The sequence below is a fragment of the Xanthomonas sp. MUS 060 genome, assembly GCF_000963215.1.
Taxonomy (GTDB): domain Bacteria; phylum Pseudomonadota; class Gammaproteobacteria; order Xanthomonadales; family Xanthomonadaceae; genus Xanthomonas_A.
Map to the genome: position 1 here is coordinate 1 of NZ_JZIM01000020.1, position 14946 is coordinate 14946.

Here is a 14946-nt window from a genome sequence, read left to right on the forward strand (position 1 = left end):
CTCGCGGCTAACGGGCTGATCTGCTCAATGAGCGCAGTGGGGCATTGCGGCGACAACGCGGCCTGCGAAGGCTTTTTTGGACTGCTCAAGCGTGAGCGCATCTATCGAACGAGCTACCACACACTGGATGCAGCACGGGCGGATGTGTTTGACTACATCGAGCGACGCCACAACCCAAGGATGCGGCGAAGGGCGGCCAAGCAGGATCAGAAAGTTGCAGCTCTTTTACAACCGTCCGTGATATCGGGGTAGAACCCGAAGACCCGGGCGGATCGAAAAATTCGATCGGCGTACGAACTCGGCTTGCACGAAGTGGCCGATGTGCTGGATAACGAGATCGGCGGTGAGTTGCCCATATATGCGCCCGCAAGCCGGGCGGATCGAAAAATTCGATCGGCGTACGAACTCGGCTTGCACGAAGTGGCCGATGTGCTGGATAACGAGATCGGCGGTGAGTTGCCCATATATGCGCCCGCAAGCGACGGTGGGCGTGCGACTAATATTCCTTGCCTAAGCCATCTGAGCTTCAAGCTTGACCCCGAGCGTGAGGCGGTAGACCTCACGGCGGTGTATCGATCTCACCATTACGGCCGCCGTGCACTTGGAAATCTGATCGGCTTGAGTCAACTGCAAGCGTTCGTGGCCATCGAGTCCGGCTACACGTTGGGTGTGCTGACTTGTGTGAGCACCTTGGCTCATCTGGACGTGGGCGCCTTCGGCGGTGTGGCAGCCACCAACGCGTTACTCCAGCGCGTGCGGCCAGCACTGCCTAGATGAGCGAAGTTTGTGCTGTGCGATTAAGTGCGCTCTCGGGCAGCCGATACAGCTTCCGCATCCCCGCTCGGAACTCCCTGATGCCGCCATAGCTGGGATGTCTGATGGTGATCACCTTGATGCCGAAGCGTTGCGCATATTGCGCGGCGTCCTGGCCAATCGCAACGACCTGACGGATCTTCAGCCAGGTGATGAGCGAGGTATTGAGCTTTTCGACTTGACACAGCTCCCGTGCTGTGAAACGACGGTTGCTGAAGGGATTATCGGGTTCATGCGGATGGAATGGGAATACATTCCACAGAAGCGGCGGCGTTTCGATCACCCTAAGCACTGCCCAGATCTCGGCCGCTGTCCGCTCTGCAACGGCGGGGCCGCGTGTGGCCTGACGTGACTGGCAACCTGGGTAACGCTTCGCCAATTCCTGCAGATGATATTCGTCCGTCAGTGCCAGTCCGGTACGGCGTCCACCACGATAGCCCAGGTCACGGCCCATCCAGATCGTGTCCACTCCGATGTCTGCGGATGCGGTCAAGTAGGTGCGCAGGTTGCGTCGGCGCGATTCGGGTGCATCGGCGCGATCATGGATGGCACACACATCTGCATAGGGATTGAAGACGTTGTCCAGCCTCAATGCAGCCAGCGCCTTTACAAAAGTGGCAGGAGTCATGGCTTAGACACGAGTGGGCTGAAGGTTATGGTGTGCTGGTTCATATCAATGGTCACTGTTCCGCCACCATGCTGCCGTAGCAGACCAAATACCTCCAAGCCTTTGAGAATTGCCAATTCCCATTGCCAGAGTTTGCAGCGCGCAACTTCATAGCCCTCGACCATGTTCTGAATCTGCTTAAGTAGGCTGTAGTCCAGCTTGCCAATTTGGACATTTTTATAGAAGTCAAATCGCTTGGCATGATTGAATATCCAGTTCGCAATACCTTCCTCGATGATCATCGCCCTCGCGCCATCCTCATTCTCATCTGTGCGCGGGTCAGACTTGCGCTTGCGCTTGAGCAAGCCTCGGGTGACCGGCGACCATCCAAGATAGGCGATGTACGCAAGGTGGAAGACGTCATGGAATCGGTAATGATCCTTCTCATTGCTATTGTCCGTTAGTCGATCGCCAATGAACACTCCGTTGAGGCGTTGAACGACATAGCCGTCGCGGGAAATGAACTCTATGTCGAATTTCCGAGGGAACTGTTCGTAATCCGGAAAACGCTCGTCAGAGTCGAAGAAATCCGGATACACTGGTTCGTCACCGGGCCAACGGCTTGAGATCTTCTCCAAGTTGCCGCGTGCGATGTCTTCCGTGCGCAGATCAAAACACGCACACGTAATAGCCCACTCTGAGAACAGAGTGCCGAAGTGCTCGCGAAGCTGGGGCGGACTCATCGCTTCAAACTTCGTAATGGTTATGTTGGCCAAGTTTCCAGCCGAGTACGCAAGTGCTCCAAGTTGGTGTGATCCGATTTACTTCCCAGCCTTCCTTGTAAGTGTCGAGCAGGGCATCAATCTGGCGAAAGCTGACCGGTATCACTGCGGGCCGATCATTGTCCTTGAAGCGTTGCCGAAGCCTCCGGATGCACTGTTCACCCAAGTCGTCGGCGGAAATGCCCAGTAAATGCGCTGTGCTGATCAAATACCATAGGGCATCGCCGAGCTCCTCGGCCGCCAAGGCGCTTTGTGTTTCGGTGAGCTTGTCTCGGCCAGACTTCTTGATCGCAGCCAGCAGCCCCCCGGTTTCGCCGAAGTAGCCGAAGCGAAGGTTGTCGAACTCCTCTGGGCTGTTCTCAAACCGATTGGTTAGCCGAGATTGCAATAAATACTGCGGCAGCGAGAGGGGCAGGGGCTGGGGCAGAGCTGGTGTCATTTTGTGATCCGATTTACTTCCCAGCCTTCCTTGTAAGTGTCGAGCAGGGCATCAATCTGGCGAAAGCTGACCGGTATCACTGCGGGCCGATCATTGTCCTTGAAGCGTTGCCGAAGCCTCCGGATGCACTGTTCACCCAAGTCGTCGGCGGAAATGCCCAGTAAATGCGCTGTGCTGATCAAATACCATAGGGCATCGCCGAGCTCCTCGGCCGCCAAGGCGCTTTGTGTTTCGGTGAGCTTGTCTCGGCCAGACTTCTTGATCGCAGCCAGCAGCCCCCCGGTTTCGCCGAAGTAGCCGAAGCGAAGGTTGTCGAACTCCTCTGGGCTGTTCTCAAACCGATTGGTTAGCCGAGATTGCAATAAATACTGCGGCAGCGAGAGGGGCAGGGGCTGGGGCAGAGCTGGTGTCATTTTGCAGTCCTTCGCGAGGAATGGCGCTACGGAAATATGTTCTCGGAGTGCTGGCTCAGTACCTGAGACCGAACCTGCTTGCAGCAGGTTATCAGCGTGGCCCGGTCGGCATCGATGGCGCCCATGCGCAAGGCTCTGGAGCGCACCGCCATGGTGACATCGTAGTGTGGGTAGCGGCAGCTGCCCTGGAACCAGCGACGCTCCAGGCCCAAGCGGCCTGCAAAGACATGTAGCTCTTCTAGGGTGTCGGCGACCATGTGACACCACTGACGGCCCCTCCAGCGAATTGCTTCCGAATCGACGTAGATTGCCATGAGTGGTCAATTTGCAAATAATATGCAAAAATTTAGCACATATGGCCGAGCGATTCAAGACACCTAGTGACGCGGAGCGACTTGGCGCGCGTATGCGCTTGGCGCGAAAAAATAGAGGTTTTACAATAGGTTATGTTTCAGAGCGAACCGGCGTAGATGCCGGGCAACTCTCCAAACTTGAGCGTGGCCGGATGGCAACTCTGTCAAAGAATGTGCAGAAAATTTGCATATTTCTGCGAATATCACCCGTCACTGGAGATCATCCGCCTACGTGGGCTGGTCGTATGCTGGATGAACTAATCGCGGGATTGCCTGATAGCGAGCCGGCCGTTGCCAAACTCATAGCCGCCATCGAGGACTTGGTGCTGAGTGCCGTCGTCCGATCTGGGCATAGGCACGACTAGACTTCGCTCTAGGGGCGCATTCATGTTGGACCTGCTTGCGAGTTGTACTGTCCTTACACGAGTTGCATTCACTCTGTGGATTCACCGCCTCATAGACCACCTGGCACTTCTGCAGGACAGGCTCAATTGAGTGACAGCCTTGCTTCTACCTCTGCATCCATTTCAACCACTTGACCTATCATGCTCGGATACTGGATTGTCTTCTCAACGCAAACGCCCGAAGAACGGGACGCCATCATCGACCGCAAGAAGTCCGTTCTCGCGGATTGGGGAACGGGAGTTCGTGGCATTCGATGGCTAGAAAAGCTGTTCGAAGAAGGCAAGGCCACCAAATTGACCAGCTAAGGCTGGGAAGCAAAAAGACTGGATTGAGGAGGCGGTATGCCACGCATCGACCTCGCAGTGCCCTTCGCCGAAAAGGATGAGGCCAAGCGGCTTGGTGCCCGTTGGGACGGTGAGCGCAAGCTCTGGTATGTGCCAGACGGCGTAGATGCGGGCGCATTCGTGCGATGGTTGCCGAGCGAGCCGGACATAGGTGTTCGCTCAAGTAACTACTTCATCGCGAAAACCACCAAACCGTGCTGGAAATGTAGCGAACACACAAGCGTCTATGGTTTCATTCTGCCTGCCGGACACGAAACGCTGGAACCTGACGAAGAGGATGATGAGCGGGATGTGTGGTGTCGGTATGATGAGCCAGCCATCGTTCACTACGTCACAGATCTTCTGCCTGCCGTGGCGACACGGATCAAAGCATTCTCGCGCCACTACCACGTCGATTTCAGCAAGACCACGCAAAGCTCGTACTGGATGAACCACTGCGAACACTGCGGCATGAAGCAGGGCGACTTCGAGATGTACTGCGAGCCGCAGGGTGCGTTCTTCCCGATGGATGAGCGAGCGGCCTCCCTGATCGTCCTGCATGAGTTTGCCGAACCGTTTGGCTGCAATGGCAGCATGGCTTACGGCGATCACCTCTTTGAATCTATGTGGCGGGTCTGACAATGCCCGCGAGCATCCTGAACCTCCCTTATGCCGGGTGCTGCGTGTCGAGGAAACCGACCATCTTATCCTCGACCAGGTCAGCAGCGACTGCCGGCGATCCTTTCATGCCTCGCAGAATCAAGCCCTAGGTGAAGGCGTGAAGTGTACAGGAGAGGTCGTCGGACGCTTACGTTCTACGGGCGCCTGGGCGTGTTCGAATGGAATCCAGAAGTGGCTGCCAGCTCGGCGGTGATCGTCAAGCAGATCGATGCAATGACCCGCAAGGACGAATACCCCACCGAAACGCTGGTCTGGGACGCCAAGGGCAAGCCGCTGAGCCAGCGCACCGTGCCGGCGTTCGAGCCACGTCCCGGCGCGGCGGTGTTGTACAAGGTGCGCTAAGGCGCCGGGCGCCGAGTGGGTTGCGCATGTCCACTCGCAGGCCGGGGCACGCACACATGCGCAGTGAGCGAGGCGCCGGACCGGATCGCGATCGGTGTACGCGCAGGTCGCGCTTATTGGACAGGCGGCTTGGGCGGCGCGGCGGGCGTGGTCAGCCAGGCGACTGCCGTTGCGAGTTGGCAGTAGGACGCTGCCGCAGCGAACGTCGCCGGCTGGCCTGCTTCGATCTTCATGGTGCTGCGCAGCGCGGCGGACTGCTCGAAGATGCTCGGCGTCGCCTCGCCCTGGCGCTTCAGCACAGCGTCGAGCCTGTCGTACAGAGGGCTGCGGTAATCGAACGCGGGCGCGACTACACACAGCTGTGCGCCAGGCGTCTGCGCGATCTTCTGAATACGCGCCTCGAAGGCGTCGGCCTCGCTGGCACGATCGTTCTGCAATTCCAGATCCGCCGGCTCGCCGACGAGGCGATACAGCACGCTGCCTGGGGCGAACAAGAACACGAACACGTGGGACCCTTCGGCCTGCGCGCCCGCCGGCGACGCCAGGCGTTGCCGTTCCTTTGGCACCGGCACCGCGCGGCCATCAGCCAACACTTGGCGAATCTGCAGGGCGCAGTCGGTCGCAAGCTGGACCTCGTAATCGATGCCCGGCTCGGGTGTCAGCGTCAAGTTCGGCGGCGGCGCGATCTTGCGCGCCAGCTCGGTCTTGTGGACGTCGGACGCCGGGACACAACGGAATGCGCCCTGGTAGTTGCCGTACAAGTGGATCTGCTGACCCGGAGTGAGCGCGAATTCCCGGTAGTAGGGCTTGGCCATCGGCATCTTGCCATCCCGCATCGTGCGCACGGCCGTTGTTTCCGGGATGCCGATCGATTGGGTCTCGTTCTTGCCGAAGAAGGTACGCGCCAGACCGCCGCCGGCACCCTCCAAGCGAATGAATTGCCCTTGCTCCGGCGGCTTCAGTGCATTGGTCCTCATCCACAGCTTGCGGTCGTTCTGCCCGAACAGGCGGATGCGTGCCGGACGCTGCAGGTCGACGGTGCCGGTGGATGCCGGCTCCTCTGCGGCCGCCACCGCAGCGGCCAGCGCCAATAGCACTCCGAGCCAAGGGATACAACGCGTCTCTCTTTCCATCGATGCTTGTCTTCGGAGCTGCGGCGACAGTATGTTAGCAGCTCCCGTGCCGTCATCAGGCCAGCCTGCGCCGCCAATACCCGAAACTGGCCAGCGACAGCCCCTGCTCACGACACCACGCTGCCTGGCTCAACCCGCTGACCTGCCACGCCTGCACATACCCCACCCACTGCTCGCGCTTGCTGCGCATCCAAAATCTCCGCTTGGAAAGAGCGGCAGTGCGAGTCGTGCTTGCAGCGCAACCGTCAGCGCATCCGGCGTGCTGCCGGTGGCGGGCAGCGGTTGCACGTCGTTGCCGTGCAACCACAGCAGCGTCGGATAGCTGCTCACGGCCAGGCGCCGTGCCCAGGCGAAGGCCTGCTGTGCCGTCGGTGAACTCGGTCACCGCGCGGTCCGCGTCCAACCCATTTGCGCGCAATGCCCGCCAGCGTGTCCTGATCGGAAAGGCTCTGCCCATCGGTATAGAACGCCGCCTGCAGGGCGTGCACCCAATGGATCGTGCGCGCCGGTGCCTGCCGCCGCACCGGCGTCGCTGATGTCGATCTCCAGCGTGCCTTTAGGTTGGGGAGTAGGGAAATCCTGACCCCACGACGCTGCGATCTCCGATACCCATGGCCTGCCGCCTGAGCGATCCTGTGCATGCCGGACGCGGAGCCGTGATGGCCGCTCAACCCGCGTGGCGCTTGAGCAGCGCCGGGCCTGCTCAGAAGTTCTTTTGGGTATCCGGATTTGAGTGTGTTTCTGGGGCCTGAACCGTCCTTCGTCATTTTGTCGTAAAACCGGATTTTGCTGTTGTTTTCGGCTTGGCATTGATCTACGTTGAAATCGGATTTCGTTGTTGGAGAACCCTATGAAGCCCTCGGAAGCCTTGGCCTCAAACCGAGCCGCCATCCGGCAGGTGGTCGAGTCGCACCGCGGTCGCACCGCGCGGGTCTTCGGTTCCGTGCTACGCGGCCAGGACACGGACACCAGTGACCTCGATCTCCTGATCGACCCGACGCCCGATACGACGCTGTTCGACATCAGCGCCATTCGCATCGAGCTGCGCAAGTTGCTCGGCGTGCCGGTGGATGTACTGACGCCCAATGGGCTGCCCGACAAGTTCCGCGCCGCCGTGCTCGCGGAGGCCAGCCCCGTATGAGTCGCGATCCGACGTCCCTCCCAGTTTGAGTAGCACCTTGGTTTGGAGTCCAATTCCCTATCCCGAGGAGATTGGACGTGAAGAAGCGTTTTTCCGAAGCAGCAGCTGCAGGTCCGCCGCCGCAGGCGCAAAAAGGTGCCGATCGGCGAGCGTCAACCGCTGCTGCGGCCAGTGCAGGCCAACCAGGTGTGGTCGATGGACTTCGTGTTCGACCGCACTGCCGAAGGCCGGGCGATCAAGTGCCTGGTGATCGTGGACGATGCGACACACGAGTCAGTCGCCATCGAGGTGGAGCGCGCCATCTCCGGCCATGGTGTGGCACGCGTACTGGAGCGACTAGCGCACAGTCGTGGCCTGCCGAAGATGATCCGCACGAACAATGGCAAGGAGTTCTGCGGCAAGGCCATGGTCGCCTGGGCGCATGATCGTGGCGTGCAGTGACGGCTGATCCAACCGGGCAAGCCAAACCAGAACGCCTACGTGGAATCGTTCAATGGCCGCCTACGCGACGAATGCCTCAACGAACATTGGTTCCCAACACTGCTGCATGCACGCAACGACATCGAAACGGTGGCGACGCGAGTACAACGAAGATCGGCCCAAGAAAGCAATCGGCGGTATGACACCGGCCGCCTATGCACAACAGCTGGCCAACAGAGATATCATCAACCCCGGACTCTAAACCCGACTGCTACTCAGGATGGGGGGATGTCGCGTCGTTGCCTCTCAAGTTTTCGGTGGCGACGCGAGTACAACGAAGATCGGCCCAAGAAAGCAATCGGCGGTATGACACCGGCCGCCTATGCACAACAGCTGGCCAACAGAGATATCATCAACCCCGGACTCTAAACCCGACTGCTACTCAGGATGGGGGGATGTCGCGTCGTTGCCTCTCAAGTTTTTTTGTAGTAACGTAACTACAAAGCTCTAATTCGAGAGGTGCCTTATGACCATCACAACCTTGTCCAGTCGGGAACTGAACCAAGACGTGACCCGGGCAAAAAAGGCCACCAGGAGCGGCCCGGTGTTTATCACGGACCGCGGCAAGCCTGCGCACGTGCTATTGAGCTTTGAAGACTACCAACGGCTGACCAGGCAGCGGCGCAACATTGCCGATGCACTGGCGATGCCGGGCGTTGCAGACATCGAGTTCGAGCCACCGCGTGTGACGATTGCGGCCCGGCCGGCTGATCTTTCGTGATGTACGTGCTCGACACCAACGTGCTATCTGAGTTGCGCAAGGTGCGGCTCGGCAAAGCGGATGCGAATGTGGCGGCTTGGGCGGAAAGCGCCGATGCCGCCGATCTCTTCATATCGGCCATCACCGTCATGGAGCTGGAGCTTGGCGTCCTGTCGATCGAACGTAAGGATGCCACTCAGGGCGCCATGCTGCGCTCTTGGCTAGAACAACACGTACTGCCTGAGTTCTCCGGGCGCACATTGCCAGTCGATACCGCTGTGGCGCAACGCTGCGCTCGGCTGCATGTACCTGACAAGCGTGGCGAGCGCGACGCGCTCATCGCGGCGACGGCGTTGGTGCATGGCATGACGGTAGTCACGCGCAACGTCTCTGATTTTGAACCCACGGGAGTTCCCATTGTCAATGCCTGGGAGCCGTTGCCATGATCGCCTACGAGCTTATGCGCAAGGCCGATTGAAGTATGTCTGTGTAGCAGCATGGCTTACGGCGATCACCTCTTTGAATCTATGCGGCGGGTCTGACAATGCCCGCGAGCATCCTGAACCTCCCGTAGTACCGGGTGCTGCGCGTCGAGGAAGCCGACCATCTTATCCTCGGCCAGGTCAGCAGCGACTGCTGGCGACCCTTTCAGGCCTCGCAGAATCAAGCCGCTGGAAGCGGCACTGCGGCAGCGGACTGACTTCGGCGGCACGTCTACGGGCGCGCCGGTTCGCTGCCACTTGTCCAGCGGCGAGTGCTGGTGCGCAAGACAGATTCAGCGTGCTGATGGCAAGCCGAGGCGGCGGACCCGCCGCCTCCACGTCAGCGCCAGCGTGGTGCGGCTCGCAACCACTGCGGCTGCCAGGTTGATCACGGCGCCTCGCAATAGCTTTCGCTGGCCAGCAGTTGCAGATCAGCGCGGTGCTATGAGAGTTGCATCCTCTTTGCCTAGTTGCGTTGACTTTGCCAACTCACAAGGGTCTTGCTGCCGTTCAACAATCCGCAGACTTCCAGCAGGGTGCGTGCGGTGAATGCGCGCACGTGTTGCGCCAACGCCGCTTCCGCGCCGTTGTCCGCCGGCACGATCAACGTGCGCCCGGCTTGCGCGGCGGCCAGCGCGGCCGGCAAGACGCCATCGACCGGGCGCAGTTCGCCGGTGAGCGCCAGTTCGCCGAGGAATTCGTACTGGTCCAGTGCCTGTGGATCGAGTTGGCCGGCGGCGGCGAGGATGCCCAGTGCGATCGGCAGGTCGAAGCGGCCGCCTTCTTTGGGCAGATCGGCCGGTGCCAGATTGACGGTGATCCGTCGTGCCGGGAACGCGTATTGTGCGCAGAGGATGGCGGCACGCACGCGGTCGCGCGATTCGCGCACGGCGGCTTCCGGCAGGCCGACGATCTGCGTTGCCGGCAGGCCGCCGGAGAGATGGACTTCGACCCGAACCGGAGGCGCAAGCACCCCCGCGCGGGCACGGCTGTGCACCAGCGCCAGGCTCATGGCAGTGGTTGGTCAGGTGTTGGAGGAGGGGGTCTGCGCGCTGTGCGCGGTTTCCAGCGCGGCGACGGTGCGCTCCAGCGCTTCGAGCTTCTCCCGTGTGCGCAGCAGTACCGCGCGCTGTACTTCGAACTCTTCGCGGGTGACCAGGTCGAGTTTGCTCAGCCCGGCCTGCAGCGCGCTCTTGAAGGTGTTTTGCAGTTCATCGCGGGATTGGCGCAGGCCTGGTGGCACCAAGTCGCTGAGGCGGCGGGCGAGGTCGTCGAGATGGTTGAGATCGATCATGGTTGTACTCCGGCAAGTGGCACCAGATTGCAGTACCCGGCGTTTCGGGGCCATCGGTCACGGGCGCGACGCGCTGTCGGAAAATTCCGGCGATGGAGGTGTCGGGCCATTGAACCCGACGGCCGGGCATCGTGCAACCGCCTTACCCTGAGTGGATTGCGATTGGAGAAGACGGCATGAAGGTGGTCATGGCCGTCATCGAGCCGTTCAAGCTCGATGAGGTGCGCGTGGCGCTCAGCCGCCCAAGGCCTCGGCCACGAACGGTGGCAGCACCTGGGTGCCGGTGTGCAGGTGTGCGCTGTAGTAGCGGGTGGCGAACGGTTTGGTCGCCGCGTCGTGGTGACGGAAGTCGAAGCCGCCTTGTTTACGCGCCATGGTCACGCTCCACCAGCCGGTTGGGTAGCACGGCTGCGGGAACGGCACGGTGTGGAAGCTGGCGAAGCCGGCCTTGCTCATCTCCCCGCGCATTTCCTTGATGAGGTCCAGCAGCGCAAGTGGCGATTCGGATTGCTGCACCAGAATGCCGTCGTCCTTCAGCGCTTTGAAACAGCTCGCGTAGAAGGCCTTGTTGAACAATCCCTCGGCCGGGCCGACCGGATCGGTGGAATCGACGATGACGATGTCCACACTGCCGGCTGGGCAGTTGGCCATGTAGGCGATGCCGTCATCGAACAGTAACTCGGCGCGCGGGTCGTTGTTGGATTCGCACAGTTCCGGGAAATATTTCTCGGCCATGCGCGTGACTTGTTCGTCGATGTCGCACTGAGTTGCGTGCTCCACGTTCGGGTGCTTGAGCACCTCGCGCAGGGTGCCGCAGTCGCCGCCGCCGATGATGACCACGCGCTTGGGCCCGGCATGGGTGAACAGCGCCGGATGGCTGATCATTTCGTGGTAGAAGAAATTGTCGCGGGTGGTCAGCATCACCGCGCCGTCGATCACCATCAGCTTGCCCCAGTCGGTGGTGTCGTAGATTTCGATCTTCTGGAACGGTGACTGCACTTCGTCCAGTTTGCCGGTGATGCGATAGCCGATGGCCGAGCCGGTGGGCTGGAAGTGTTCGATGTACCAGGTGTCGTTGGCGCTCATGCGGTGTCCTTGGAAAAATGCAGGCGATCCTCGCCCTTGGTGAGGGAGAAAACAGTGGCGCGAAGCGCTGGAGATGGGAGGACAAGCGCCGCCGCGTGCATGTGCAACGTCTGGCGCTCAGCTTCCCATTCCCGAGCGCGTGCCGAGAAAGGGGTGTTGGATCGGCGCGGATTGTAACGGACCCAACGCGTAGCAGGGGTTACAATCCACGCCCTTTTTCCGTCAACCGAGCCGCCACGATGAGCGATTGGTCCCTCGACCAGGCCCGTAAAACCTATTCGATCCCGCACTGGGCCGATGGGTATTTCGATGTGGATACGGCCGGTCGGATGGTGGTGCGGCCGCAGGGCGCCGACGGGGTGACGATCGTGCTGCCGGACGTGGTGGACGCCGCACGCGCGGCGGGGGCCAAATTGCCGATGCTGGTGCGCTTCCCCGATATCCTCGGCGAACGTCTGGGCAAGTTGCAGGCCGCCTTCGCCCAGGCGCAGGCCGATTGGGACTATGCCGGCGGCTACACGGCGGTGTATCCGATCAAGGTCAACCAACACCGCGGCGTGGCTGGCACGTTGGCCAGTCATCAGGGCGAGGGCTTCGGCCTGGAGGCAGGCAGCAAGCCGGAATTGATGGCGGTGCTGGCGTTGTCGCGTCCGGGTGGGTTGATCGTGTGCAATGGCTACAAAGACCGTGAGTACATTCGTCTGGCGTTGATCGGCCGCAAGCTGGGCTTGCAGACCTTCATCGTCATCGAGAAGCCGTCCGAATTGAAATTGGTGTTGGACGAAGCACGCGCGCTGGACGTGCGTCCGGGTCTGGGCGTGCGCATGCGTCTGGCCTCGCTGGGGGCGGGCAAGTGGCAGAACAGTGGCGGCGACAAGGCCAAATTCGGGCTGGCGCCACGGCAGTTGCTGGATCTGTGGAAGACGCTGCGCGGTACCGAGTATGCCGATACGTTGAACCTGCTGCACTTCCACATGGGCTCGCAGATCTCCAACGTGCGTGACATCGCCAACGGCATGCGCGAGGCGACCCGTTACTTTGTCGAGCTGTCCAAGCTGGGAGCGAAGATCAGCCACGTTGACGTCGGCGGTGGCTTGGGCATCGACTACGAGGGCACCCGCTCGCGCAGCGAATGCTCGATCAACTACGGCTTGCATGCCTACGCCAGCAACATCGTGCAGCCGCTGGCCAGTGCGTGCGAAGCGCATGGTTTGGCGCCGCCGCGCATCGTCACCGAATGCGGTCGTGCGATGACCGCGCACCACGCGGTGCTGATTGCCAACGTCTCGGAGGTCGAACAGGCACCGGAAGGCCGCGTGCCGGATGTACACGACGACGAGCCGGCGGCAATCCGCCACATGCGCGAGATTCATGCCGAGCTGGATCAGCGTCCGGCGGTGGAGCTGTTCCAGGAGGCACAGCATTTCCATGCCGAAGGGCTGAGCGCCTATGCGTTAGGCCAGATCGACCTGGCCCAGCGCGCACGTATCGACGATCTGTTCTACGCCATCGCGCATGGTGTGCGTGCGCGGTTGAGTTCGCAGGAGAAGAGCCACCGCCCGATTTTGGACGAGCTCAACGAGCGCCTGGTCGATAAATATTTCGTCAACTTCAGCGTGTTCGAATCGATTCCGGATGTGTGGGCGATCGATCAGGTGTTCCCGATCGTGCCGATCGAGCGGCTCGACGAGGCGCCGCAGCGTCGCGGCATCATCGCCGACATGACCTGCGATTCCGATGGCATGGTCAAGACTTATGTCGAGAACGAGAGTCTGGACAGTTCCTTGCCTTTGCACGCCTTGAAACACGGGCAGAGTTACCGGCTCGGCTTTTTTCTGGTCGGTGCTTACCAAGAGATCCTCGGCGACATCCACAACCTGTTCGGCGACACCGATGCAGTGGAAGTCGCACTGGAGGGAACGGGCTATCGCATTGCCCAACAGCGCCGCGGCGACACCACCGACGTGATGCTCGACTATGTCGGTTATCACCTGGATACGTTGCGTGCTGTCTACGCCGGGCGCATTGCGGCGGCGCAATTGTCGGACGCGTGCGCGCAGGAACTGCGCGATGCGCTTGAAGCTGGCCTCACCGGCTACACCTATCTGTCCGACGCGCCATTGGTCTGATCGCAGCAGATCACGGCACCGCGCGTGCGTATGCCATAGCGAACTGCACAAAATTCATCGATAGGATTTCTCCTCTGCAGTGGGGCATTCGGTGTCGCCATCGACGCGCACGCTGGGCACGCCGCCGCTCGCGAAACGCATGCGCATGGCGGACAAGCAAAGCGTTCCCGGAAGCTGCGGACACGACGCCAGATGGACACCGATGGCGCGGTGTGGTGGCGTGGTGGTTCGCCAGGGGGAGGCGTTGATGCGTTTGTTGGAGTCAAAATTTTGACTTGCGTCGCAGGACGGCGGCCTGGATTCGCATCAAACAACGAAGCGTGATTCTTGCCGGTTTTTGAAGGCAAGCATTAACTTATAAAGTTCCGCGCTGCGTGATCCATTGTGTTCATGACAGTGAATGGAATGCCATCACATTTTGCGTCTTTTTATCCCGTCAAAGTTCGATCTCGCCGGTTTTTTGACGTTATAAGAAGGCATCCTGCTTGGTGTTTCATTCAATCAATCGACGCATCTGCGCATGTTCGTTCCTGGCGCGCAGTGCGTTGTTCATGCACGTTTCGATCAACCCGAGAGGCACGTCATGCATGCGGACACTCCATCATCATTTCCCTTGACCCGTGCGCAACGGGGGTTGTGGATTGGCAGCAAGTTGCAGGTCGACAAGATGTTGATGCTGTCAGAGGCATTGGAATTATTCGGACCCTTGGATCCGACCCTGCTAATGCAAGCAAACCGGCAGATCACGCGGGAGTTCGATACGCTGCGGTTATGTATCCGTGAGCACGACGGCTTGCCTGAGCAAGTCGTGCTGCCGGAATATCCAGGAGAATTACAGTATCTGGATTTCAGCGACGAGCCCGCGCCGCGCGCTGCGGCCGAGCGCTGGGTGGGCGATCAACTCGGCAAGCGAGAGAATTTGCACGACGGTCCACTTTGGTTCTGTGTCGTGTTCCGCCTAGGCCAGGACCATCATCTATGGGTGCAGTACACGAGCCATTTAGTGATGGATGGCTTCACTGGGACGATGCTGGCTCAGCGCCTTGCCAGTCTGTACAACGCTTATGTGTCTGGGCAGGAGCCGGAGCCGGCCGCCTATGGCAGTGTGTTGGAGCTGGTGACGCTGGAGCAGGAATATCGTGCGTCCGATCGCTATCGACGCGATCGCGAGTACTGGATGCAGCATCTGTCCAACGTGCCGCCAGCGGTGACGTTGGCCAAGCCCGGCGAGCAACATAGTGCCGGTTTGTTGCGTGCCACCGGCGAGTTTTGTTTCATTCAATCAATCGACGCATCTGCGCATGTTCGTTCCTGGCGCGCAGTGCGTTGTTCATGCACGTTTC

16 protein-coding genes and 5 pseudogenes are annotated in these 14946 nt (G+C 60.3%); 11 read left to right on the plus strand and 10 right to left on the minus strand.

Annotation, left to right across the window (positions count from 1 at the left end; all coding sequences use genetic code 11):
• Together XANALMUS060_RS14310 and XANALMUS060_RS14315 are read left to right on the plus strand one after the other, a co-directional pair.
• Nucleotides 1-252: IS3 family transposase (locus tag XANALMUS060_RS14310; protein WP_045739012.1), on the plus strand; the 252-nt coding region annotated here is incomplete at its 5' end.
• Between the two features lie 51 nt (nucleotides 253-303).
• Nucleotides 304-777: a hypothetical protein gene (locus XANALMUS060_RS14315; RefSeq protein ID WP_052688180.1), complete on the plus strand. Its 474-nt coding sequence runs from the start codon at nucleotides 304-306 to the stop codon at nucleotides 775-777.
• Here the strand turns inward: XANALMUS060_RS14315 and XANALMUS060_RS14320 are convergent.
• From XANALMUS060_RS14320 to XANALMUS060_RS14340, 5 genes are read right to left on the minus strand one after another with little or no spacing between them, the layout of a single operon-like run.
• Nucleotides 770-1441: a uracil-DNA glycosylase gene (locus XANALMUS060_RS14320; RefSeq protein ID WP_045739013.1), complete on the minus strand. Its 672-nt coding sequence runs from the start codon at nucleotides 1439-1441 to the stop codon at nucleotides 770-772. The genes XANALMUS060_RS14315 and XANALMUS060_RS14320 overlap by 8 nt on opposite strands.
• On the minus strand, nucleotides 1438-2163 hold the full coding sequence (locus tag XANALMUS060_RS20625) for a hypothetical protein (protein ID WP_045739014.1): 726 nt from the start codon (nucleotides 2161-2163) through the stop codon (nucleotides 1438-1440). Before XANALMUS060_RS20625 ends, XANALMUS060_RS14320 begins: the two co-directional genes overlap by 4 nt.
• A 4-nt stretch (nucleotides 2164-2167) precedes the next feature.
• Nucleotides 2168-2641, minus strand: a complete 474-nt coding sequence (locus XANALMUS060_RS20630; RefSeq protein WP_045739015.1) for a nucleoside triphosphate pyrophosphohydrolase family protein — start codon at nucleotides 2639-2641, stop codon at nucleotides 2168-2170.
• Nucleotides 2638-3054, minus strand: coding sequence for a nucleoside triphosphate pyrophosphohydrolase family protein (locus tag XANALMUS060_RS14335; protein ID WP_045739016.1), 417 nt, complete (start codon nucleotides 3052-3054; stop codon nucleotides 2638-2640). Before XANALMUS060_RS14335 ends, XANALMUS060_RS20630 begins: the two co-directional genes overlap by 4 nt.
• 26 nt (nucleotides 3055-3080) lie before the next feature.
• Complete coding sequence (locus XANALMUS060_RS14340; RefSeq protein WP_045739017.1) at nucleotides 3081-3368, minus strand: DUF4031 domain-containing protein; 288 nt, start codon at nucleotides 3366-3368, stop codon at nucleotides 3081-3083.
• Nucleotides 3369-4153: 785 nt separating this feature from the next.
• On the opposite strand from XANALMUS060_RS14340, the gene XANALMUS060_RS14345 reads away from it, so the two are divergent.
• The gene (locus XANALMUS060_RS14345; RefSeq protein WP_045739018.1) at nucleotides 4154-4774 is read left to right on the plus strand and encodes a DUF5710 domain-containing protein; all 621 of its coding nucleotides are present in this window, start codon (nucleotides 4154-4156) and stop codon (nucleotides 4772-4774) included.
• Nucleotides 4775-4948: 174 nt separating this feature from the next.
• Nucleotides 4949-5158, plus strand: a pseudogene (locus tag XANALMUS060_RS14350) (hypothetical protein); the annotation flags it as partial.
• A 113-nt stretch (nucleotides 5159-5271) separates the two neighbouring features.
• On the opposite strand, the gene XANALMUS060_RS14355 reads toward XANALMUS060_RS14350, so the two are convergent.
• Nucleotides 5272-6291 (minus strand): hypothetical protein, encoded by a 1020-nt coding sequence (locus XANALMUS060_RS14355; protein WP_152640516.1) that lies wholly within the window; start codon nucleotides 6289-6291, stop codon nucleotides 5272-5274.
• Nucleotides 6292-6346: 55 nt separating this feature from the next.
• On the minus strand, nucleotides 6347-6481 hold the full coding sequence (locus tag XANALMUS060_RS22700) for a hypothetical protein (protein ID WP_255352380.1): 135 nt from the start codon (nucleotides 6479-6481) through the stop codon (nucleotides 6347-6349).
• Nucleotides 6482-7141: 660 nt separating this feature from the next.
• On the opposite strand from XANALMUS060_RS22700, the gene XANALMUS060_RS14360 reads away from it, so the two are divergent.
• The 5 genes and pseudogenes from XANALMUS060_RS14360 (at nucleotide 7142) to XANALMUS060_RS14375 (ending at nucleotide 9058) form a co-directional block, all read left to right on the plus strand.
• Entirely contained in the window at nucleotides 7142-7432 is a 291-nt protein-coding gene (locus XANALMUS060_RS14360) for a nucleotidyltransferase family protein (RefSeq protein WP_045739020.1), read from the plus strand.
• An 87-nt stretch (nucleotides 7433-7519) separates the two neighbouring features.
• Nucleotides 7520-8114: pseudogene (locus tag XANALMUS060_RS14365) on the plus strand (IS3 family transposase); the annotation flags it as partial.
• Nucleotides 8115-8167: 53 nt separating this feature from the next.
• Nucleotides 8168-8281 (plus strand): annotated as a pseudogene (locus XANALMUS060_RS20010) (IS3 family transposase); the annotation flags it as partial.
• Nucleotides 8282-8378: 97 nt separating this feature from the next.
• The gene (locus XANALMUS060_RS14370) at nucleotides 8379-8633 is read left to right on the plus strand and encodes a type II toxin-antitoxin system Phd/YefM family antitoxin (protein ID WP_045739021.1); all 255 of its coding nucleotides are present in this window, start codon (nucleotides 8379-8381) and stop codon (nucleotides 8631-8633) included.
• Nucleotides 8633-9058 carry a type II toxin-antitoxin system VapC family toxin gene (locus XANALMUS060_RS14375; RefSeq protein ID WP_045739022.1) on the plus strand — a complete coding sequence of 142 codons (426 nt, stop codon included), beginning with the start codon at nucleotides 8633-8635 and terminating at the stop codon, nucleotides 9056-9058. Before XANALMUS060_RS14370 ends, XANALMUS060_RS14375 begins: the two co-directional genes overlap by 1 nt.
• Before the next feature lie 535 nt (nucleotides 9059-9593).
• On the opposite strand, the pseudogene XANALMUS060_RS14380 reads toward XANALMUS060_RS14375, so the two are convergent.
• The 3 genes and pseudogenes from XANALMUS060_RS14380 to speE all read right to left on the minus strand — a co-directional run.
• A pseudogene (locus tag XANALMUS060_RS14380) lies at nucleotides 9594-10106 on the minus strand (magnesium chelatase domain-containing protein); the annotation flags it as partial.
• A gap of 12 nt (nucleotides 10107-10118) precedes the next feature.
• A complete protein-coding gene (locus XANALMUS060_RS14385) occupies nucleotides 10119-10388 on the minus strand; it encodes an accessory factor UbiK family protein (RefSeq protein WP_045726777.1) in 270 nt (89 codons plus the stop codon).
• A 234-nt stretch (nucleotides 10389-10622) separates the two neighbouring features.
• A complete protein-coding gene (speE, locus tag XANALMUS060_RS14390; RefSeq protein WP_045739023.1) occupies nucleotides 10623-11474 on the minus strand; it encodes a polyamine aminopropyltransferase in 852 nt (283 codons plus the stop codon).
• Nucleotides 11475-11713: 239 nt separating this feature from the next.
• Between speE and speA the strand changes: the two genes are divergently transcribed.
• A complete protein-coding gene (gene speA / locus XANALMUS060_RS14395; protein ID WP_045739024.1) occupies nucleotides 11714-13603 on the plus strand; it encodes an arginine decarboxylase in 1890 nt (629 codons plus the stop codon).
• A gap of 583 nt (nucleotides 13604-14186) precedes the next feature.
• A pseudogene (locus tag XANALMUS060_RS18840) lies at nucleotides 14187-14873 on the plus strand (condensation domain-containing protein); the annotation flags it as partial.
• Nucleotides 14874-14946 lie beyond the last annotated feature (73 nt).